The sequence below is a fragment of the Microbacterium laevaniformans genome (assembly GCF_016907555.1).
Taxonomy (GTDB): Bacteria; Actinomycetota; Actinomycetes; order Actinomycetales; family Microbacteriaceae; genus Microbacterium; species Microbacterium laevaniformans.
On record NZ_JAFBCE010000001.1, the window covers coordinates 2,380,759 to 2,401,501 of the forward strand.

The 20,743-nt window shown below is 69.2% G+C and carries 18 protein-coding genes, 2 tRNA genes and 1 pseudogene; 11 read left to right on the forward strand and 10 right to left on the reverse strand.

From position 1 onward, the window contains the following. Positions 1-30 precede the first annotated feature (30 nt). The gene (locus JOE53_RS11405; protein ID WP_233449557.1) at positions 31-813 is read left to right on the forward strand and encodes an IclR family transcriptional regulator; all 783 of its coding nucleotides are present in this window, start codon (positions 31-33) and stop codon (positions 811-813) included. Positions 814-820: 7 nt separating this feature from the next. Here the strand turns inward: JOE53_RS11405 and JOE53_RS11410 are convergent, their stop codons facing one another. Then, positions 821-1,471 (reverse strand): GntR family transcriptional regulator, encoded by a 651-nt coding sequence (locus tag JOE53_RS11410; RefSeq protein ID WP_204947784.1) that lies wholly within the window; start codon positions 1,469-1,471, stop codon positions 821-823. A gap of 139 nt (positions 1,472-1,610) precedes the next feature. Between JOE53_RS11410 and JOE53_RS11415 the strand changes: the two genes are divergently transcribed. The 3 genes and pseudogenes from JOE53_RS11415 to JOE53_RS11425 form a co-directional block, all read left to right on the forward strand. Beyond that, positions 1,611-3,005 carry a purine-cytosine permease family protein gene (locus JOE53_RS11415; RefSeq protein WP_204947785.1) on the forward strand — a complete coding sequence of 465 codons (1,395 nt, stop codon included), beginning with the start codon at positions 1,611-1,613 and terminating at the stop codon, positions 3,003-3,005. Between the two features lie 32 nt (positions 3,006-3,037). After that, positions 3,038-3,712 carry a flavin reductase family protein gene (locus tag JOE53_RS11420; protein WP_016463657.1) on the forward strand — a complete coding sequence of 225 codons (675 nt, stop codon included), beginning with the start codon at positions 3,038-3,040 and terminating at the stop codon, positions 3,710-3,712. A 350-nt stretch (positions 3,713-4,062) separates the two neighbouring features. Next, a pseudogene (locus JOE53_RS11425) lies at positions 4,063-4,508 on the forward strand (DDE-type integrase/transposase/recombinase); the annotation flags it as partial. A gap of 398 nt (positions 4,509-4,906) precedes the next feature. Here JOE53_RS11425 and JOE53_RS11430 read toward each other — a convergent pair. Then, positions 4,907-5,218, reverse strand: a complete 312-nt coding sequence (locus JOE53_RS11430) for a putative quinol monooxygenase (RefSeq protein WP_033107114.1) — start codon at positions 5,216-5,218, stop codon at positions 4,907-4,909. Positions 5,219-5,324: 106 nt separating this feature from the next. On the opposite strand from JOE53_RS11430, the gene JOE53_RS11435 reads away from it, so the two are divergent. Then, positions 5,325-6,266, forward strand: a complete 942-nt coding sequence (locus JOE53_RS11435) for a GlxA family transcriptional regulator (RefSeq protein ID WP_204947786.1) — start codon at positions 5,325-5,327, stop codon at positions 6,264-6,266. A gap of 217 nt (positions 6,267-6,483) precedes the next feature. Here JOE53_RS11435 and istB read toward each other — a convergent pair whose 3' ends face one another. Next, positions 6,484-7,275 (reverse strand): IS21-like element helper ATPase IstB, encoded by a 792-nt coding sequence (gene istB / locus JOE53_RS11440; protein WP_204946858.1) that lies wholly within the window; start codon positions 7,273-7,275, stop codon positions 6,484-6,486. Then, the gene (gene istA / locus JOE53_RS11445) at positions 7,275-8,483 is read right to left on the reverse strand and encodes an IS21 family transposase (RefSeq protein ID WP_204946859.1); all 1,209 of its coding nucleotides are present in this window, start codon (positions 8,481-8,483) and stop codon (positions 7,275-7,277) included. Before istA ends, istB begins: the two co-directional genes overlap by 1 nt. Positions 8,484-8,738: 255 nt before the next feature. Between istA and JOE53_RS11450 the strand changes: the two genes are divergently transcribed. Beyond that, positions 8,739-9,985 (forward strand): IS3 family transposase gene (locus JOE53_RS11450; RefSeq protein WP_204946851.1). Its coding sequence is split into 2 segments (ribosomal slippage): positions 8,739-9,051 and positions 9,051-9,985, totalling 1,248 coding nucleotides; the frame shifts between segments, so codons are not numbered across the junction. A 156-nt stretch (positions 9,986-10,141) separates the two neighbouring features. Here JOE53_RS11450 and JOE53_RS11455 read toward each other — a convergent pair. The 5 genes from JOE53_RS11455 to serS form a co-directional block, all read right to left on the reverse strand. After that, positions 10,142-10,230 (reverse strand) — tRNA-Ser (locus JOE53_RS11455). Positions 10,231-10,331: 101 nt separating this feature from the next. After that, positions 10,332-11,633 carry an LCP family protein gene (locus tag JOE53_RS11460; protein ID WP_204947787.1) on the reverse strand — a complete coding sequence of 434 codons (1,302 nt, stop codon included), beginning with the start codon at positions 11,631-11,633 and terminating at the stop codon, positions 10,332-10,334. A 35-nt stretch (positions 11,634-11,668) separates the two neighbouring features. Next, a tRNA-Ser gene (locus JOE53_RS11465) sits at positions 11,669-11,753 on the reverse strand. A 96-nt stretch (positions 11,754-11,849) separates the two neighbouring features. Further along, positions 11,850-12,779, reverse strand: a complete 930-nt coding sequence (locus tag JOE53_RS11470) for an HAD family hydrolase (RefSeq protein ID WP_204947788.1) — start codon at positions 12,777-12,779, stop codon at positions 11,850-11,852. Continuing rightward, positions 12,776-14,053, reverse strand: a complete 1,278-nt coding sequence (gene serS / locus JOE53_RS11475) for a serine--tRNA ligase (protein WP_204947789.1) — start codon at positions 14,051-14,053, stop codon at positions 12,776-12,778. The genes JOE53_RS11470 and serS overlap by 4 nt, the downstream gene beginning before the upstream one ends. Positions 14,054-14,228: 175 nt before the next feature. Here serS and JOE53_RS11480 point away from each other — a divergent pair, with 175 nt between their 5' ends. The 4 genes from JOE53_RS11480 (at position 14,229) to JOE53_RS11495 (ending at position 19,072) form a co-directional block, all read left to right on the forward strand. After that, positions 14,229-15,542, forward strand: a complete 1,314-nt coding sequence (locus JOE53_RS11480) for an HNH endonuclease signature motif containing protein (protein WP_204947790.1) — start codon at positions 14,229-14,231, stop codon at positions 15,540-15,542. Between the two features lie 4 nt (positions 15,543-15,546). After that, positions 15,547-16,569 carry a diacylglycerol/lipid kinase family protein gene (locus JOE53_RS11485; RefSeq protein ID WP_204947791.1) on the forward strand — a complete coding sequence of 341 codons (1,023 nt, stop codon included), beginning with the start codon at positions 15,547-15,549 and terminating at the stop codon, positions 16,567-16,569. A 62-nt stretch (positions 16,570-16,631) separates the two neighbouring features. Further along, positions 16,632-17,978: a cryptochrome/photolyase family protein gene (locus JOE53_RS11490; protein ID WP_204947792.1), complete on the forward strand. Its 1,347-nt coding sequence runs from the start codon at positions 16,632-16,634 to the stop codon at positions 17,976-17,978. Positions 17,979-17,992: 14 nt separating this feature from the next. After that, on the forward strand, positions 17,993-19,072 hold the full coding sequence (locus tag JOE53_RS11495) for an LLM class flavin-dependent oxidoreductase (protein ID WP_204948228.1): 1,080 nt from the start codon (positions 17,993-17,995) through the stop codon (positions 19,070-19,072). 17 nt (positions 19,073-19,089) lie between these two features. Here JOE53_RS11495 and pheA read toward each other — a convergent pair whose 3' ends face one another. Continuing rightward, a complete protein-coding gene (pheA, locus tag JOE53_RS11500) occupies positions 19,090-20,073 on the reverse strand; it encodes a prephenate dehydratase (RefSeq protein WP_005054570.1) in 984 nt (327 codons plus the stop codon). Between the two features lie 23 nt (positions 20,074-20,096). Between pheA and JOE53_RS11505 the strand changes: the two genes are divergently transcribed. Then, positions 20,097-20,732 (forward strand): hypothetical protein, encoded by a 636-nt coding sequence (locus JOE53_RS11505; protein WP_231860951.1) that lies wholly within the window; start codon positions 20,097-20,099, stop codon positions 20,730-20,732. Positions 20,733-20,743 lie beyond the last annotated feature (11 nt).

Below are 20,743 nucleotides of genomic sequence, written 5' to 3' on the forward strand. Positions count from 1 at the left end.
TGGGGATGCCGTGGGGTTATCGTCTCATATATGGGACAGAGTCCGCCGCCCGCCGCGCCCGCCGTCCGACAGGCGCTGCGCGTGCTCAGCCATCTCGGCGCGCAGCGGGGGCCCGTGCCCGCTTCGGCCGTCGCCCGCGACCTCGGCATTCCTCGCTCCGCGTGCTACCGCATCCTCACCGCCCTGGTCGATCACGGCTATGCCATCCACTACCCCGAGGACCGCCGCTATGGCCTCGGCTACGCGGCCTACGAGCTGAGTTCCGGGTTCAGCCGGCAGGCGCCCCTGTCGCGCCTGGGCGCCCCGATCCTCGCCGCCCTCGTGGACCACGTCGGCGAGACGGCGCATCTCGGGGTGCTCGATGGCACCGACGTCATCTATCTGCTCGAGCAGCGGGCGCCGCACCGGCCGGTGCTCATCACCGACGTCGGCGTGCGCCTTCCCGCCCACCAGACCGCGACGGGCAGGTCGCTGCTCGCGTGCCTGCCCGCGACACAGCTGCGGGCCCTCTACGTGGAGGATCCCGTCGACCGCCGCAGCGCGCGCCCGTTCCGGGACCTGCCGCACCTGCGGCGCACCCTCGGTGAGGTCACCAGGGCGGGCTTCGCCGCCGAGAGCGGCGAGGTCAGCGACGGGTTCGCGTCGGTCGCCGTCGCGATCCGCGACCGCAACGGCTGGCCCGCGGCGAGCCTGGCGGTCACCTTCCCGCATGGCAACGTGCCGGAAGAATCCTGGCCCGACCTCGCGCACCGCATCGAGCGGTTCGCGAGCGAGCTCGGCCGCCGGCTCAGCGGCGCCGCCCCCGCGCGGTAGCGGGCGCTCAGGCCGACTGCGGGATGCCGACGGTGCGATGCGCGTGGCGCACGAGGTAGTCGGTGAGGGCGAAGGACGCCGCCACCGCGCGGACCGCGTCGCGCTCGATGATCGACGTGAGGATCTCTGCGTGCGCACGGGCGCCTGCGGCGATCTCATCCTGCTCGTCGTCGATGTTGACGAGCCAGAAGCGGCGCGAGAGGGTCTGCAGCGGCGTCATCGCGTCGACGAGGAACTCGTTGTGGGTTGCCTTCGAAATGAGCTGATGCGTCTGCTTCACCGAATCGGCGTAGCCCTCGAGCGTGAATTCGGCCGCCTGCAGGTAGGCGAGCATCTTCCCCATCGCGTCACGCTCGGCCCTCTTCGCGCGAACGCACGCGAGTTCGACGGCGAGGGCCTCGAGGGGGCGACGGATCTCGAGCAGCCGCAGCTGCGACTCGACCGTGATCTCCGGGACGAACACGCCGCGGTTCGGGTGGATCTGCACGACGCGGTCGCGGGCGAGGCGCTGCAGTGCCTCGCGGACCGGGGTGCGACCGAGGCCGGTGGCTTCCATGAGCGACGCCTCGGACACGAGGGTCGCCGACGTGATCTGCTGCGAAGTGATCATGTCCTCGATGGCGTCGTACGCCTGATCGGCGAGACTCTTCTGTGCCACGGTCACCATCCTTCGCTCGCCCCGGGCGGATTCCACATTTTACAGGGCCGTAACAACAACCCTCTGGCATACGACCGGTATATCGGTAATGTGGCGCCCACGCGGCTCACGGTGAGCCGCCGATTTGAGGAGGAAAGACATGTCGACCGACGCGCAGTTGCACGCGGGTGAGGCCATCGAGCATCGCACCATCGACTGGATCCCCCCGACAGAGCGCCACGGGAGGCCGGGGTCGCTCTTCTTCGTATGGTTCGCCGCGAACACGTCCATCACTGCCCTCGTGACGGGCGCCCTGTTCGTGATCCTCGGCAACTCGCCGCTGTGGTCTATCCCGGCGATCATCATCGGCAACGTGCTCGGCGGTTGGGTGACGGCGCTGCACTCCGCGCAGGGTCCCAAGCTGGGAGTGCCGCAGATGATCCAGAGCCGTGCGCAGTTCGGTTACTATGGCGCGATCCTGCCGCTGGTGCTCGCCCTGTTCATCTACCTGGGCTTCTATGCGACCGGTCTCGTGCTCGGCGGGCAGGCGCTCGGATCGCTCCTGAACGTCGACCCGAAGGTGGGCGCCGCCATCTTCGCCGTCTTCTCCACCGTGCTCGCGATCATCGGATACCGCTGGATCCACCGGGTCTCGCACTTCGCGACGGTCCTGAGCGGTGTCGTGTTCATCGTGCTGCTGTTCGTCATCCTCGCCGCTCCGCACGCCGCCGCTACGATCGGCAGCGGGGAGTTCGCGCTCGCGCCGTTCATCCTCGGCATCTCGCTCTCGGCGTCGTGGCAACTCACCTTCGGCCCCTACATCGCCGACTACAGCCGCTACCTGCCGGAGTCGACGCCGCAGCGCGCCACGATCGGGTGGACCTTCCTCGGGAGCGTCCTCGGCGCCTCCCTCGCGATGAGCATCGGAGCGCTGGCCGCCGCGCTGGGCGGCGCCGCGTTCTCCGATAATCAGGTGCTGTATCTGGCCGGCCTCCTCGGCGGGTTTGGCTGGATCGTGTCGATCACGGTCGTCATCGGCAAGCTCGTCGGCAACACGCTGAGCTCGTATGGCGGGTTCATGTCGCTCGCGACGATCGTGACGGCCCTCGGCCGGAAGGACGTCGTGACCGCGCGCTCCCGCGCCGTGTACGTCGTGATCATCTCGGCGATCGCCTACGCGATCGCGGCGCTCGCGACCGACAACTTCCTCGGGAACTTCACGAATTTTCTGCTGTTCCTGCTGTACTTCATCACGCCGTGGTCGGCGATCAACCTCGTCGACTTCTACCTGATCCGCCACAAGGAGTACGACATCGCGGCGCTGTTTGATCCGAACGGCCCCTACGGCAAGGTCAACGGTCTCGCGTTCATCGCGTACTTCGCCGGCATCCTCGTGCAGATCCCGTTCATGAACAGCTCCCTGTACGTGGGCCCGATCGCCAACCTGTTCGGCGGCGCGGAAGTCGCGTGGCTCATCGGCCTCATCGTCTCCGGCTTCATCTTCTACTGGTTCAACCCGGCCCGCCGCGGCTCGCTCGCGACACGCACCCGCTGAGCCGACCCCTCCCCATCAGAAAGCGCCGCACCATGAAGTTCGATCCGGCTCGCGAGAAGAGCCCCACCCCGCATTCACCCTTCAAGGGACTGACCGTCCCGCGTCCGATCGGCTGGCTCTCGAGCGTCAGCAGCGAGGGCGTGGAGAACCTGGCCCCCTACAGCCAGTGGCAGAACCTCACTTTCGACCCCCCGATGGTGATGTTCGCGGCGAACCAGTACCCCGACGGACGTCGCAAGGACACCGTCATCAACGCCGAGGAGACCGGCTGGTTCGTTTGGAACATGGCTACCTGGGCGCTGCGCGACGCCGTCAACATCAGCGCGATGGCGCTGCCGCCGGAGGTCAACGAATTCGACCACGCCGGCGTCACCCGCCGCGCCGCCGATCTGTCGGCAGCACCCATGGTCGCCGAGAGCCCCTTCCACTTCGAGTGCAAGTACCTCTCGACGCACCGCCTCAAGGGCAACTCGACGGTGGGCACGATCGACGTCGTGTATGCGACGGTCGAACGCATCCACATGGACGAGAACTCCCTGACCCCCGACGGACGCGTCGACATCGCCAAGGTGCGCCCGATCGCCCGGATGGGCTACTTCGACTACACCGTCGTCGACTCGACGTTCGAGATGCGCGTCCCCGGCGCGGACTCGGACGCCCAGGCCGGCCTCGGCGGCGAGCCCATGGGCTTCTCCGCCGAAGGCTGACTCGCGGATCCGCCGACTCTCCGCCGCGCGCCGACCCCCCACCACCGGCGTTTCCTCTGGACACCCTGCGGCAGCGCAGGCGAGTAGGTGGATCCTCTCCGCGACGCCCGCGTGCGCTCCCCCAGCGCCCGCGGGCGTCGTGCTGCGCCCACGGAAGCCGGCGAGGGGAACTGGTGCGTCGGTGGCACGTTCGACGCGTTTGACCGAGTGAATCGGCCTGACTTTCGTTCCTATCGGGAGCTTTGTCCTGTCATCTCGCAGGACATCGGTGACGGTTCTGCATGAGGACATCCGTGACACTTCCGGCGGTCTTGGTGGTGTCACTTCGGCCGGTGTGATGGGGTGAGTGACCCCGTCCGAGCCCGGCGTCGGTGGCGCGGATCTTCCGCCGGGCCGGCGTCGCGCGTGCTGAGCGAAGAAGAAGCCGCGCGCTGCGTATCGCCGGTTCGTCTACCCGGCGCCGAACGCGTGCTGGCAATTGGACGCGACCGAGTATGTCCTCGCCGGCGGCCGCAAATGCGTGATCTTCCAGCTCATCGATGATCACTCCCGCCTCGCGGTGGCGTCCCACGTCGCCGCTGGCGAGACTTCGGCGTGCACGTCGTCGCGAAAGGCATCGCCGCGCACGGCGTCCCGCAACGCCTGCTCACCGATAACGGTGTCGCATTGAACCCGTCACGGCACGGGATCGTCGGGCAGCTCGTCGACTACGTCACCCGGCTCGGGGTGAAGCCGATCACAGCCCCACAAGCCGACCACGCAAGGCAAGAACGAACGCTTCCACCGGACCCTGTTTCCCGGCCACCACCGGATGGCGGCGCCCCCCACGCTCGGCGTTTGCGAAGGTCAGCGGCTCGTTCGCCCAGTGGGCGCATCAAGCGATAGACGCAAAGTCGACGTGATGAGGTCGTCGGTTCGATTCCGACAGGCGGCTCCGGCGAACAGCCCCTGACCTGCGGAAACGCAGGTCAGGGGCGGTTCGGTTCTGGGGGTCGCGCGATGCACTGGCCTCACGGCTCTGCCCGACACCGACGTCGCTCTTCTCTGCGACGGACCCCCTCGCCGGCCGAGCGCTCGCGGCCGGCATCCTGTCGGTGTGCCGATAGGCCTCGCACCGCTCGGCAACGCAGCATGGCGTTGCGTCGCGACCTGGCGACGGCTCGGCGGGGCGCGATCGTCTCGTGCGTTGGCGGACTACGGGAGCTTGGACGCGAGGACGTCGGCCGCCAGGATCTCGGGTGCTGCGCCGAGGAGGTGCTGGTTGGCCATCAGGGCTGCGACGATGGCGCCGTTGGCGTGGGCGTCGCGAGCGGCCTCGTCGGGGAATGCATCGAAGATCCAGAAGGTGTCGGCGTGGGTCCTGACCGCGAACCAGACAATCGTTCCTACTTCTTCGTTGGCGAGTGCGACAGCGCCGGCGAGCAGATCGGCGACCGCGTCGTGCTGTCCATCGGCCGCGACGATCTTGGCGACGAAGGCATACGGAAGTGATGCGGGTGTGGACATGAGGGACTCTCCTTGAGTAGGGGTTCTTCGTGGGACGAGTTCAGCGTATGACGAGCGAGGGCCGGTGGGGAGTGGCGTATACGGCAGTATTGCTATTGTTTACGTCATGCGTATCGGACTGATCGCGATCGACGGCTGCTTCGGTTCGGCTATCGCGTCGATCATCGACATCGTGCGGGTGGCCGACGGTGCCCGCGGCGATGTCGACCCGCGGATCGACCCGATCGAACTCGCCATCCTCGGACCGAAACGGCGAGTGACCACGACGGCATCGATGACCCTGTCGGTGGACCACCCGCTGTCGGAGTCCGGAGAGTTCGACGTGGTGGTCGTCCCTGCGCTCGGGACCCTTACGGCCGCCGCTACCAACGACGTCCTCCAGAGCCGAGATGCTCGTTCGGTCATCGCCTCGCTCGGGCGCCTCGACGAGGCGACCACCCGGATCGCCGCGGCGTGCACCGGCGTGTTCGCTGTGGCCGAGACCGGACGGATGCATCATCGGCGGGCGACGACCAGCTGGTTCCTGGGGCCGGAGTTCCTGAAGCGCTATCCGACCGTCGCCCTCGATCTCGACACCATGGTCGTGGTCGACGGGAACCTCGTCACCGCCGGTGCCGCGTTCGCCCACATCGACCTCGCGCTCTCCCTCGTGCGATCGATCAGCCCCGACCTGGCCCAACATGTCGCCAAGCTCCTCATCATCGACGAGCGCCCGTCGCAGGCGGCCTTCGTCGCCTACGAACATCTCCGGCACGAGGACCCGATCGTCGTCGAGTTCGAACGCTTCGTGCGCGCCCGCCTGGACGAACCGTTCAACGTCGCCTTCGTCGCGCAGTCGCTCGGCACCAGCCGGCGCACCCTCGAACGACGAGTCCGTGCGGCGCTCAACCTCACTCCGCTCGGCTTCGTCCAACGGCTTCGCATCGAACGAGCTCGGCACCTCTCAGCAACCACGGACCTCACCTCCGCCGAGATCGCGCTACGGGTCGGCTACGCGAACGCCGAGACTCTGCGCTCCCTCATGCGTAGGGAGCGACGCCGTTCCTGACCTATCGCAATGCATGTAGCCGGTGTGCTCGTGCTCGACTGGAACCACCTCTGAGCACGTCGCGTTGACGCATCCCGCGTCGCCCCTGGACGACACACTCGACACGCCCGCAGCACAGGCCATGTGATGTGTCCCGGCTACCCGGACGGTCGGGGTGTCGGCGGCGCGTGAATCCTGGTCACTTTCGGCGCTCGAAAAGTGAACGGTTGCGGGCAGTCTAGCTAGGTGTTTCGTCGGTGGTGGTGCGGATGCTGGGGAGGCTGTCGATGCCTCTGCCGCGGAGGCGGTAGCTGGCGCCTTTGAGGGTGAGGACGTCGGCGTGGTGAACGATGCGGTCGATCATCGCGGCGGCGACGGCCTGGTCGCCGAAGACGCCACCCCAGCTGGAGAACGGCAGGTTCGAGGTCAGGATCAGCGACGCGTGTTCGTAGCGTGACGAGACCAGCTGGAAGAAGAGGTTGGCGGCGTCTTGTTCGAACGGGAGGTAGCCGACTTCGTCGACGATGATCAGTCCGTAACGGCGAAGCCGGGTGAGCTCTCGTGGCAGGTTGCCTTGCCGGTGGGCGTCGGTGAGGCGGGTGACCCAGTCCGTCGCAGTCGCGAACAACACCCGGTGCCCGTGGCGGGCAGCGACGATCCCGAGCGCGGTCGCGAGGTGCGTCTTCCCCGTCCCGGGAGGGCCGAGCAGGACCACGTTCTGCGCTTCGAGGAGGAACCCTCCTGAAGCGAGCGCGGCGATCTGCTGCCGAGTGGCCGGTTGCGCGTCCCAGTCGAAGTCCTCGAGCGTCTTCCGGCTCGGCAAGCCAGCGGCTTTGATCCGCAGCTCCGCGCCGGAGGCGTTGCGAGCGCTCACTTCGCGTTCGAGGACGGCGGCGAGGTAGTCCTCGAACGACCAACCGGCGTCGCGTGCTTGGTCCGCCATCCGGGCTGCGGCCTCCGTGATCCGGGGTGCCTTGAGTGCGCCGGCGAGATAGGTGATCTGCTTTGCGACGTCGGTCTTGCCGGCCATCAGTTGCTCCCCTCGACGAGCCCGAACGCGCGGTCGTAGTCCGCGAGATCCCGAGTCAGATCGTCGCCGACTGGAACAAGTCGCGGCTGCTGGAACTCGCGTCGTAGGACGGCCGCAGCTTCTCGATGCGCGGGGTCGGTGATCACCATTCCTCGCGCCCAGACACGGGTGTGGTCGGCGATGATCCGTCCATCGAGGCGGACGCGGACCCGGTCCAGGTCCGCGGTGACGTCGACGATCCTGCCGATCGCGCGCGGGTCGACGGAGTAGTCGTTCGTGTCGATGCGGACGTAGTAGTCGCGGCCGAGCCGGATCCGGTTCCGCCAGCCCAGATGCAACGGGATCGGCGGCAACGGCAACATCGCCGCCAGATCCGCAGGCAGCAGCGAGATCGGAGAGGCGGCCAGGGTGCGCACCCTCCGCTGGTTGGCGACTCCGAGCCAGTCGGTGAACTGCTCGTTGAAGTCCGCGGGCGAGGCGAATGACCGGCCCGGCATGAACGATGTCTCGAACCAACCGTTGCGGCGTTCCACGATCCCTTTCGATTCCGGATCCCGCGGCGGCAGCAGCACGAGCTTGGCCGCGAGGGTTCCCATGAACGCGTCGACTCCGTCCGCGTGACGGCGTCCTCGCCCGATGCCGGGCTCGTTGTCCCAGATCAGCCGACGCGGAACCCGGCCGAGCTGCTCGATCAGCTGCCAGGTCCCGAGCAGCAGATCCTCGGTCTTCCGAGTCGGGATCATCACTCCCGTCGTGAACCGGCAATGCGCCGGGGTGATCACCAGCACCGGCAACAGCTTCGCTGTCCCGTCCTCGAGCGGGATCTTCTTCGGCGGGAACCACAAATCGCACTGCGCCGCGTCCCCCGCCGCCCACGTGATCCGATCCGCGGGATCGAGACGCTGCTGCTCGGGCCGCAACCGCTTCACGTTGTCACGGAACCACCGGATCGAGCCCGTCCACCCGACCCGCTCCGCGAGCACCGTCGCCGGCATCGTCGGCGTCTCCAGCAGCAACGCACGCACCCGCGACTCGAACGGTGTGAACGACGTCGGCGCCGCTGTCCGCTCATAGTGAGGCGGCGATTCCGAGTTCACCGCCTTGATGACCGTGGTCCTCGAGATCCCCAACCGCTCGGCAATATGCGCGTTCGGCACGCCCTCGCCGGCCAGCCTCCGGATCAACGCCCAGTCCTCCAAAGTGATCACTCTCCAATCGTTGAGTGTTCACTTTTCAAGCGCCGCTACTGTCCAGTTTTCGAGCGCCGTCGACACGGGGTTGGGTGGCTGTGATGTCGCTGCGTTCTCGTCGAGAGGATCAGCAGACCCGATCAGAGCCGATTGGGATAGGACGCGAAGGCGGTCAGGTCAGGGCGGCCGAAGCCGGCCTGCCGACCGGGGCTTGACCCCTGATCTTGGACACGCTGATTCCAGCACGATGCTGGGGAAGCGAGAATCTGAGGGATGGCAAGGAAGAACTACACGGACGAGTTCCGGCAGCGTGCGGTGGATTTGTACGAGTCCACGCCGGGCGCGACGCTGAAAGCGATCGCGGCCGATTTGGGGATCTCCCGTGGTGCGTTGAAGGAATGGGTCGACAAGCTCGGATCCGGGACCGCTGCGGCCGGTTCGGTGTCGCCGCCGGTGTCGGTGCGGTCGGAGTCGCAGGCGGCGAGGATCATCCGGTTGGAAGCCGAGTTAGCGGTCTCGAGAGCGGAGCAGGTCAAGCTCGAGACGGAGCGGGACATCCTCCGTCAGGCGGCGAAGTATTTCGCTGCGGAGACGAACTGGTGAACCGCTTCCAGTTCGTCGAGGACCACAAGGACGCCTACGGCGTGAAGCGGTTGTGTGAGGTCATCGAGATCGCCCGGTCCTCGTTCTACGCGTGGCTGGCCGCAGCCCCGGGACGGGCCGCGCGAGCCGCGGACGACGCCCGGTTGGCGGCACGGATCCGGGTGCTGCAGGACCCCGCGCAGGGTGGTGACCGCGCCTACGGGGCACCGAGGATCACTGCCGACCTCAACGACGGCGTCCCCGCCGCCGGGCGGGTGAATCATAAGCGGGTCGCTCGGGTGATGCGGGAACACGCGCTCGCGGGGATCCGACTGCGCCGCCGGGTGAAGACCACGATCCCGGACCAGTCCGGACGGAAGTTCCCCGACCTGGTCGGGCGGGACTTCAGCACCGGGGAGCCGAACCGCAGGTATGTCGGCGATATCACCTACCTCCCCATCGCGGACGGCAGCAACCTGTATCTGGCGACCTGCATCGACCTCGGGTCGCGCAAGCTCGCCGGCTGGCAGGTCGCCGACCACATGCGCACCGAACTCGTCGAAGGCGCTCTCCGCGGCGCGCACCGCGACCGCGGATCGCTGGCCGGCGCAGTGTTCCACAGCGACCACGGCTCGGTCTACGCGTCGAAAGCCTACGCAGCACTCTGCGAGCAGCTCAAGGTGACCCAGTCCATGGGCGCGGTGGGCACGAGCGCCGACAACTCGCTGGCCGAGAGCTTCAACGCCGCGCTCAAACGCGAGCTCCTCCAAGGCGCGTCGGCGTTCCCCGATCAAGCCACCGCCTACCGGGCCGTGTTCCGGTGGACGAACCGATACAACACGCGCCGACGCCACTCCGCGATCGGCCAGATCACCCCGAACAGCTACGAGAACACCTACGCGGCCGCGAGATCAGCTACCCTCACGGAAGCGGCATAACCGAAATGACACCGTGTCCACGATCCGGGGTCAAGGCCCACCTACACCCTCATCTGGGAAGAGCCTGGTTTGGCGCAGGCACCGGTCAGATCTATGTCGCCGACGCACTGAGGCATCGCAAGAGAGCTACAGGACTGTCATGTCTCAGTCTCAGAGCGGAGACGGAGGGATTTGAACCCTCGGTCCCCGTAAGGGGACTCCACCTTAGCAGGGTGGTGCACTAGGCCTGACTATGCGACGTCTCCAGGCGTTCTTCGGCCGGAGCCGCGCGAACGCACCCCGCAATCATAACGGGTTCGCACCGCACTGCCGAACCGGGTGCGGCCGCATCCGGTCGATGGCACGATCAGCGCTGGGCGACGGTGCAGGTCACCTGGGCCGCGGTCTGCCCGGTGATCGACGACGGCAGCTGCACGGCCTCCTGCGTGGGCGTCGGTGCCGCAGCCGTCGCGCCGGCGTCGCCGGTGGCGGCCGGGCTGGGCGTGGCGCCAGGGTCGGCGGGCGACGGCGTCGCCTCACCGACGACCTCGGTGCCGTAGCCGTCGCTCGTCGACCCGGTCAGCTGGATCGGCTGGTTGTTGGCGAGCGCGTCGAAAAGCACCTTGGCCGCCGAGGTGACGGGGTCGACACGGGAGCCGCCGGTCGCATACACCGTGGGGTACTGCACGAAGACGATGTCCTGGTACGGCACGCTGCGCACCGCCATCGCGATCTGCACCATGCTCTGCGGGTTCGCCAACGACTTGCTGAGCACCACCTGCGGTGGATCGGCGGTCACCTGCGAGATCGCGGTGTTGGCGAGGTTGAAGAGGGTCGCCGGGTTGCCCAGCACACCCTCGGACTGCAGCTTGCGCACCAGAGAGCTCAGGAACTGCTGCTGGTTCGAGATGCGTCCGAGGTCCGAGCCGTCGCCGATGCCGTGACGGATGCGCAGGAACTGCAGCGCCTCGACGCCCTTCAGCGTGTGCTCGCCCTTGGTCAGGTTGAGCCCGGTGTGGCTGTCGCTGATGTCGTCGGCGACACAGACGTCGACGCCACCGATGGCGTCGGACATCGCGATGACACCCGTCCATCGCGTCGCAGCGGCGAACTGGATGTCGACGCCGGTCAGCTTCTCGATGGTCGCCACGGTGCAGGTGAGGCCGCCGTACATGTACGAGGCGTTGAGCATCTGGCCGCTCATCGCCGAGTACTGCGTGCCGTCCGGGCCGGTGCACGAAGGGATCGGCACGATCATGTCGCGCGGAAAGGAAACGACCGTGACGCGACGCGGCTGATCGGAGATGTGCACGAGCATCGTGACGTCGTTGCGTTCGCCGTCGGTGTCGCCGGCCTGGCAAGCACCGGAGAGGGCGGCGTTGGGCCCCTCGCACGAGTCGGTGCCGACGACGAGGATGTTGGCGCCGCCCTCGATCTCGCCGAGCGTGGGCGGCAGCTGAACGTCATCGCCACCGATCGAGACACCGGCGGCTTGTACGGCACGCGCGGCATCCCACACATAGAACGCGCCCACGGCCGTCGTGCTCACCACGGCGACCGCGACGATCGCCGCGAGGATCGCGAGCACCTGCGAAAGCGGGTGCGGAGACTTCAGGATGCCGTGGCGGGCGACGGGCTGCCGACGAGGGCGCTCGGGGCGTGGACTCACGGGGGACCTTTCGACAGCGGGCACGACCGCTTCTGCGGAGGGTGTGGGATTCGAACCCACGGGACATCTCTGCCCACCGGTTTTCAAGACCGGGTCCATCGGCCGCTCGGACAACCCTCCCGATGGATGCCGCGGCATCCCTCAGACAGGCGACGAGTCTAGTCGACGCACGATGCCCATCATCGCGCGTCGTCCTGGGCGGCGGCTGAAAAGACGTCAGAGTTCGCGCAGGATGTCGGCGACGCCGCCGGCGTGCACCGAAGCCGTGACCTCTCCCGCTTCACGGCGCACCTCGTCGGGCCCCTGTCCCATCGCGATGGCACGGCCGCCGTGATCGAGGGCCCAGCGGAACATGCCGAGGTCGTTGCGACCGTCGCCCATCACCAGCACGCGCTCGCTCTCCACGCCGAGCCAGGTTCGCACGCGCTCCAGGGCGGTCGACTTGTCGACGCCCTGCGGCGCGATGTCGAGCCACGCCGACCAGCCCACGGCATACGAGACCTCGGTGAGGCCGATGCGTTCGACGAGGGCCAGGAAGTCCTCGTCGGTCTCGTCGGGCGCGACCACGACGACGCGGCAGACGGGCTGCGCGACGAGCTCGGCGAAGTCGACTCGGCGCGCGTGCGCCAGGTTCCAATCGTCGAGCCGCTCGGTGTAGAGTCGCTCGCCGTCGGCGAGTTCCACCATGTACTTCGCGTGCGGCAGGTGCGCGCGCAAGAGGTCGACGACCTCCGAGGGGTCGAACGTCTCGACGTGGAAGCGCTCGTAGCGGCCTTCTTCCGCGAAGTCGCCCCCGACGCGCTTCATGATGACGGCGCCGTTGGAGCAGACCGCGTACTCCGGGGCGAGCTCGAGCACGTGCTGGATGCCGCGGGTGCCCTCCCAGCTGCGGCCCGTGGCGAGCATCACCTCGTGTCCGGCGCGATGGGCGTGCGCGACGGCCTCCACGACACCCGGACTGAGGGTCTCGTCCTCCAGCAGCACCGTGCCGTCGACGTCGAGCGCGATGAGCAGGCGCTCCGTCGCGACGGCGGGGTTCTCGGCATCCGTCGCCAGATCGTCGACGAGGTGCGCGGCCTTCGGCGCGTCGACGACCTCGATCGCACCCGTGGGCGGCAGACGGTCTTCGGCGCGCGGGCCGCTCATGCGATCGGCTCCGCCACCTCGAGGCCGCCGAGGTAGGGCCGCAGCACCTCGGGGATCACCACCGACCCGTCGGCGCGCTGGTGGGTCTCCAGCAGCGCCACGATCCATCGGGTGGTCGCGAGGGTGCCGTTCAGCGTCGCGACCGGAGCGGTCTTGCTCGCCACGCCCTCGACGCTCGGCCGGTAGCGCACGTCGAGGCGTCGCGCCTGGTAGGTCGTGCAGTTGCTGGTGGAGGTGAGCTCCCGGTACGAGCCCTGCGTGGGCACCCAGGCTTCGACGTCGTACTTGCGCGCGGCGCTGGAGCCGAGGTCCCCCGCAGCCACGTCGATCACGCGGTAGCTGAGACCGAGGTCCTGCAGCATCTGCTCCTGCAGAGCGACGAGGCGCAGGTGCTCGGCCTCGGCGTCGTCGGGAGTCGTGTAGACGAACATCTCGAGCTTGTTGAACTGGTGCACCCGGATGATGCCGCGGGTGTCCTTGCCGTACGACCCGGCTTCGCGCCGGTAGCAGGTGGACCAGCCGGCGTAGCGCTTCGCACCGGCGGTCAGGTCGAGGATCTCGCCCATGTGGTAGCCCGCAAGGGGGACCTCGCTCGTGCCGACGAGGTAGAGGTCGTCGGCCTCGAGCTTGTAGACCTCGTCGGCGTGCTGTCCGAGGAAGCCGGTGCCGCGCATGACCTCGGGGCGCACGAGCGTCGGCGGGATCATGGGGATGAACCCGGCATCCACCGCGCGCTGGAGCGCGAGGGACATGAGGGCGTACTCGAGGCGGGCGCCGATGCCGGTGAGGAAGTAGAAGCGGCTGCCGGAGACCTTGGTGCCGCGCTCCATGTCGATCGCGCCGAGCTTCTCACCGAGGGCGAGGTGGTCGAGGGGCTCGAAGTCGAAGGATGCCGGTTCGCCGTGCGTACGGACGGTGACGAAGTTCTCCTCGCCGCCGGCGGGAACCCCGTCGATGACGATGTTCTCGATGCGGGCGAGGGCCGCGTCGGCGGCCTCTTCGGCCGCGGTGACGGCCTGCTGCGCCGCCTTCACACGGTCGCTCAGCTCCTTGGCCTGCGCGACGAGCGCGGGCTTGTCCTCCTTCGGCGCCGAGGCCACGGACTTGCCGTGGGCGTTCTGCGCGGCGCGCAGCTCTTCGAACGCCGTGATCGCCGCGCGCCGGGCGCGGTCGGCTTCGATCGCGGCGTCGACGGTGTCGGCCGACTCGCCGCGCGCCTCCTGCGAGCGCTTGACGAGGTCCGGATTGTCGCGGAGAAGGGCGAGATCGATCACCCGACAAGTCTAGTTCGCGGGGTCGCCCCTGCTCGGTCGTCGGGCACGACGGCGGGTGCGCAACCCCTCCTCCACAGATGTACGCCGGCCGACGTCTCACGAAGTTGTCCACAATATGAATCTGACCAGGGATTTTAATGCCCGGGATGTCGGAGGGGGCTGGGAGGATGGAGGCATGTCAGCGACCACGCCGCTCACGGCGGAACCCACGCCTCCGGCCGGACTTACCCCCGCCCAGGTGGAGGTTCTGCGCACGCTCACGCAGCGCGTCGTCGCAGCCCGGGCCGCGAAAGCGGCGGCCGACGCGGCCGAACTCAGGGTCCTGGCCGAAGCCATGGCGCTCGCGACCTCGCGAGGCGCGGAGAGAAGCGATCTGGCGGTGCGCGAGATCGCCGCCGAGCTCGCCGCGGCCGTCCGCGCTTCCGACCGCACGATCCACGCGCGGATGGATGACGCGGTGATGGCGCTCGGGAGGTTCGGCGCAACGGTCGACGCGCTCGGCAAGGGCGAGATCGAACGGGCGCACCTCAACGCGATCGTCGATGCGGGAGCCCACATCGACGATGAGGCGGCGCGCGGCGCGTACGAGGCGGCGGCGCTCGATCACGCGCGACGCGAGAGCCCGGGCCGGCTGCGCCCCGCCGCGCGCCTGCTCGCCCAGCGGTTCGACCCCGTCCCCTCACAAGAGCGCCACACCCTCGCAGCCGCCGCGCGTCGCGTCTGGGTCGATGACGGTGACGACGGCATGGCAGATCTGGTCCTCCGCTGCGCCGCGGCCGTCGCGCACGGCGCCTTCGACCGCGCCACCCGCCTTGCCCGCGCAGTCATCGACGCGCGAGAGAAGCCCGATGCCAACCACGCCGAGGGCGCCCGCGATTGCGGTGAGGCTCCCGCAAGCGATGTCCGCACGCTGTCGCAGGTGCGTGCCGACGTGCTGGCCGATCTGATCCTGACCGGCCACGCGACATCAGCAGAATCCGCGTCTTCGATCCCGACCGGCGAGGCGATCCACGCGCAGGTGCACGTCATCGTGCCGGTGACGACGCTCGCCGGTGGAGGCGAGGCCGGGGCCCTCGCGACCAGCGGCCCGATCGATCCCGACTCCGCGCGCCGACTCGCCGCCGGCGCCACCACCTGGACGCGGTTGCTGACCGATTCTTCGGGTCACGTGCTGGCGACCGAGGCCTACCGCCCCTCGACCGCCATCCGCGCCGCACTGGTTGCCCGCGACCGACACTGCCGGTTCCCCGGGTGCCGTCAGCCCGCGCGGCGGTGCGACATCGACCACACCCACGCTCGCGAGCACGGCGGGCCGACCTCGATCGGGAACCTCGCGCACCTGTGTCGACGGCATCACGTGTTGAAGCACCGCACGGCGTGGCGGGTCGTCCAGCGTCCGGGCGGCGTGCTCGAGTGGACGAGTCCGACGGGCCTGGTCTACCCGGACGTGCCCGCCCCGCCGCTGATGTTCACCGCCGGGTATGTTTAGCCGCATGGCATCCGCTGACGTCACTGCACCCTCCGGTGATGAGGCGTCGCCTCGCCGCGCGGCGCTGGTCTACAACCCGATCAAGGTCGAGGTCGATCAGCTGCGCGATGCGGTGACCCGTCACTCCGCCGACGCAGGGTGGGCCGAGCCGCTCTTCTACGAGACGACCGTCGACGAACTCGGCGACGGTCTGGCGCGCGAGGCGATCGCGGCCGGAGCCGATGCGGTGCTCGTCGCGGGCGGCGACGGCACGGTCCGCGCGGTCAGCGAGGCCATGGCGGGCGTGGAGGTGCCGCTGACGATCGTGCCGAGCGGCACGGGCAACCTGCTCGCCCGCAACCTCCAGCTTCCCCTTTCCGATCCCGACGCCATGATCGCGGCGACCTTCGCGGGCGATGTCCACGCGATCGATGTGGGGTTCGCGGAGCTGGTGCGCCCCGACGGACAGCGGGAGGAGCGTGCGTTCGTCGTGATGGGCGGCATGGGTCTGGATGCCGCCATGATCGCCAACACCAGCGGCGATCTGAAGAAGAAGGTCGGGTGGGTCGCCTACGTCGACGGCGCCGCCCGCTCGCTCGTGAAGGCCAAACCCTTCGGCATCATGTACCAGGTCGCCGGCCACCGGATGCACCGCGCACACGTGCAGAGCGTGCTCTTCGCCAACTGCGGCTCGCTGCCGGCCGGTCTGGAGCTGATCCCCGAGGCGTCGGTCGCCGACGGGCAGCTCGACATCGCGATCTTCCAACCCAAGACGGCCTTCGGCTGGCTCGCCGTGTGGCGCCGCGTCGCCTGGGACAACAGCGTGCTGCGCAGGTTCCGCGCCGGACGGCGCATTCTGCGGCTGCGCACCCGGGACAACTCCATCCGGTACGCACGCGGTACCGGCATCCAGATCGCCGCCGGCGTCGCCACGCCGGTGCAGCTCGACGGGGACGAGTTCGGCGAGGCCACGGCCGTCGACGTGCGCATCCACGCCGGCGCGCTCCGGCTCGCCGTACCCACCGGGCACACCTCCCCCACGCTCTAGCCCGCCGGACACCGCATACGCAAGGGCTCGCCGCAGCCCGACGCACCCGGCACGATGGAGCCATGCCGGCATCCCCGAGCCTCGTCTGGTTCCGCGACGACCTCCGCCTCGCGGACAATCCCGCGCTGCATGCGGGCGTCGATCGCGCCGAGCCCGTGATCGCGGTCTATGTGCTCGACGAGGAGTCGCCGGGCATGCGCCCCCTCGGCGGCGCCGCCCGGTGGTGGCTGCATCACTCCCTCACCGCGCTCGGCGAGCGCCTGCGCGAGAAGGGCACCCGCCTCGTCCTGCGCCGCGGCGCCGCATCCGAGGTCATCCCTTCACTCGCCCGCGAGGTCGGCGCCGGCGCGGTGTTCTGGAACCGGCGGTACAGCGCGCCCGAGCGCGAGGTGGATGCCGGGCTCAAGACGTCGCTGCGAGCGGGCGGCCTCGAGGTGAGCTCGTTCGCGGCGTCGCTGCTGTTCGAGCCATGGACCGTCCGCACCGGCGCGGGCACCCCCTACGGGGTGTTCACGCCGTTCTGGAAGGCGTGCCGGCAGCTGCCCGCTCCGCGCGAGCCCCTGCCGGAGCCGCGCGAGCTGCGCGGGGCGTCGACGTACCCGGCATCCGACGACCTCGACGACTGGGGCCTCCTGCCGACGAGACCGGACTGGGCGGGCGGGCTGCGCGAACGCTGGACACCCGGCGAGCTGGCCGCGCGCCGCCGCCTGCGGGAGTTCCTCGCCGAGGATGTCGCCGACTACGACCGCGCCCGCGACGAACCCGCCGGAGGCGCGACCTCGATGCTGTCGCCGCGGCTGCGCTGGGGAGAACTCAGCCCTCACCAGGTCTGGCACGCCGCGGTGGCGTCGGGAGCCCACGTCGGAGGCTTCCTCTCCGAGGTCGGCTGGCGCGAGTTCGCCTGGCACACCCTTTTCCATGCCCCCGACCTCGCGGCGAAGAACCTGAAGTCCGCGTACGACGCCTTCCCGTGGCCCCGGCTCAAGCCCTCCATGCTGCGGGCGTGGCAACGGGGCGAGACGGGCGTGCCCCTCGTGGATGCCGGGATGCGCGAGCTCTGGGTGTCGGGCTTCATGCACAACCGGGTGCGGATGGTGACGGCATCCTTCCTCATCAAGAACCTCCTCATCGACTGGCGCCGCGGCGAGGAGTGGTTCTGGGACACCCTCGTCGACGCGGATGCCGCGAGCAACCCCTTCAACTGGCAGTGGGTCGCCGGCTCGGGAGCCGATGCCGCCCCCTACTTCCGCATCTTCAACCCGGAGCTGCAGGCGAAGAAGTTCGACCCCGACGGACGGTACGTCCGCGAGTGGGCGCCGGATGCCGCGGACAGGGAGCCCCTCGTCGATCTGAAGGCATCGCGCGACGCCGCGCTGGCGGCCTACGAGGCCGTCAAGAACGCCCGGTGAATCCCGGCTGTGGAATGCGGCGGGCGGTCGCGGGGTTGTTTCCGTCGATGTCTCCCGCACTCTCTGTTCTCGACCTCGTACCCGTCCGTACCGGCCAGACCAGCACGCAGGCGGTCGCCGCCTCGCTGGCTCTGGCACAGCGCGCCGATGATCTGGGCTACCGCCGCTACTGGTTCGCGGAGCACCACAACATGCCGGCTGTCGCGTCGACCACCCCGCCCGTGCTGATCGCCGCCGCCGCCGCACGCACGTCGCGCATCCGGGTCGGCTCCGGCGGCGTGATGCTGCCGAACCATGCGCCCCTCGTCGTCGCGGAGCAGTTCGCCGCCCTCGAAGCGATCGCTCCCGGCCGCATCGACCTGGGCCTCGGGCGGGCTCCGGGAAGCGACCCGGTCATCACCCAGCTGCTGCGCATGAGCGGCACCTCCAGCGACGTCGACCGCTTCCCCGATCACGTGCGCGACATCGGCGCGCTCATGTCGCCCGAGGGTGCGACGGTGCGCCTCACGGGCCGCGCCGGCGACGACGACCGCTACGGCATCCACGCGACGCCGGCGGCGACGGGCGCGCCCGAGGTGTGGCTGCTCGGATCGAGTGACTACTCGGCGCAGCTCGCGGCCGCATTCGGGCTGCCCTACGTGTTCGCCAATCACTTCTCCGGCGAGGGACTCGAACGGGCCCTCGATCTCTATCGCGGACAGTTCCAGCCGTCGGCGCACCTCGACGCACCCCGAACCTTCCTCACCGCCAACGCGGTCGTCGCCGCCACCACGGCCGAGGCCGAGGAGCGCATGCTGCCGCAGGCACGCATGATGGCGCGTCTGCGCGGCGGGCGCCCGCTCACGGCTCTGGAGAGCGTCGAGCAGGCCGCGGCGGCGGAGGCGGAGGACCGTCTCGCCGCGCCCCTGATCGACGCCCTCCGGCGGCGTTGGTTCGTCGGCACGGGCGACGAGGCGCGTGCCGCACTGTCGGCGTTCGCCGCTCGCCACGGCGTCGACGAGGTCATGGTCTCGCCCGTGTCGGGTGCGTACGACGGGGAGGCGATGAACGCCGCGACCGGCCGCGTCCAGACGCTGGAACTCCTCGCGGCCTGAGGCGCGCGGCGGGAAGCTCAGGCCTCCGGCGCCCCGGAGATGAGCGCGCGCAGCCAGTCCCGGGCCTCGACGAACACCTCATCCGAATAGCGCTCCGGATAGTGCACGATCGCGCGGTCGGCACGCGGATAGGAGCCCAGATAGATCATCTTCGGGCTGAACCGCCGCAGGCCCAGCAGCGCGTCGGCCATGCGCTCGTCCTGGATGTGCCCGTCCGCGTCGATGACGAACCGGTAGCGCCCCAGGGCGTCGCCGATCGGTCGCGAGGCGAGCAGCGACAGGTTGATCCCGCGCGTGGCGAACTGCTCGAGCATCTCCATCAACGCGCCCGGGTACTCCTCGGGCAGCTCGACGATCAGCGAGGTCTTGTCGGCGCCGGTCGGCGCGGGCGGCGCCACGGTGCGGCCCACCAGCACGAAACGGGTGACGGCGTTGGCATTGTCGCCGATCTCCTCGGCGAGCAGCTGAAGGTCGTGGTGTTCGAGGATCGCGGGCGGCGCCACCGCGGCATCCGCGTCGCTCACCCCCTCCAGCATGTCCACGGCCGAGGCGACATTGCTGGACGCCGGTAGGTGCGCATGGTCGGGCAGATGCGCCGACAGCCACCGCAGGCACTGCGCGTAGGCGACCGGGTGCGCGGCCACGAGGGTGACGTCTTCGATGCGGGTTCCCGGGCGGGCGACGAGCACGAAGTTCACGCGGACCAGATACTCACCGATGATTCTCAGCCCGGGCATCGTGGCCAGCGCATCCTGCGCCGTGGACACTCCGCCGTCGACCGAATTCTCGATCGCGATCATCGCGGCATCCGACCGGCCCTCGACGACATCGGCGAGCGCTTCGGCGACATTGCGCACCGGACGCCAGATCTGATCGCGCGCTTCGGGCACCTGCGCCAGCGCCGCTTCGGTGAAGGTTCCGGCCGGTCCGAGATAGCTGTAGGTACGGCGCGCGGGCACGGATGCCGCAGACGCCCCGGTCGGCGAAGGCGCGGAAGTCACGGGTGACAGCCTACGCTGAAGGGGTGATCCGCCGATTCTCCCCCCTCGCCGTCGTCACCGCCGCCGTCCTCGCGCTCGGGTTGAGCGCATGCGCCCCCGTCGAGGAGAAGCCGGCGACCCAGCCCACGCCGACCGGTTCTGCGAGCGCAACCCCGACGCCGACGCCCACTCCGACAGCGACGCCCTCGCCGTCGCCCACGGCCGACCTCGCCTGCCTCGTCGGCGCGTGGCACATGGGCCAGGACCAGGTCACCGCGTTCTACAACGACGTGAACTCGCTCATGGCGGGATCGGGTGCCACGTTCGCTCCGGTGGGCACCGCGGATCTCATCCTCCGCAAGGACGGGACCTACACGTGGACCCCGGCCGAGCAGGTCACCGCGAACGTGTCGGGAACGACCATCCTCATCAACTTCAAGGGCTCGATCACGGGAACCTACACGGTCACCGGCAACGGGATCGGCAGCCAGACCCAGGACACGTCGGGCTTGGAGATCGTCGCGACGATCGACGGCAAGGGCACGGATGCCGGCGCCATCAGCCAGCAGATCTCGGTCGCGCCGATAAGCGACGCGAAGTACGGGTGCAAGCCCGACACGCTCACGCTCATCAACAAGCTGTCCGACAGCACGGCGACATCGGTCCTGCACCGAGAGTGAGCACGGGCGCC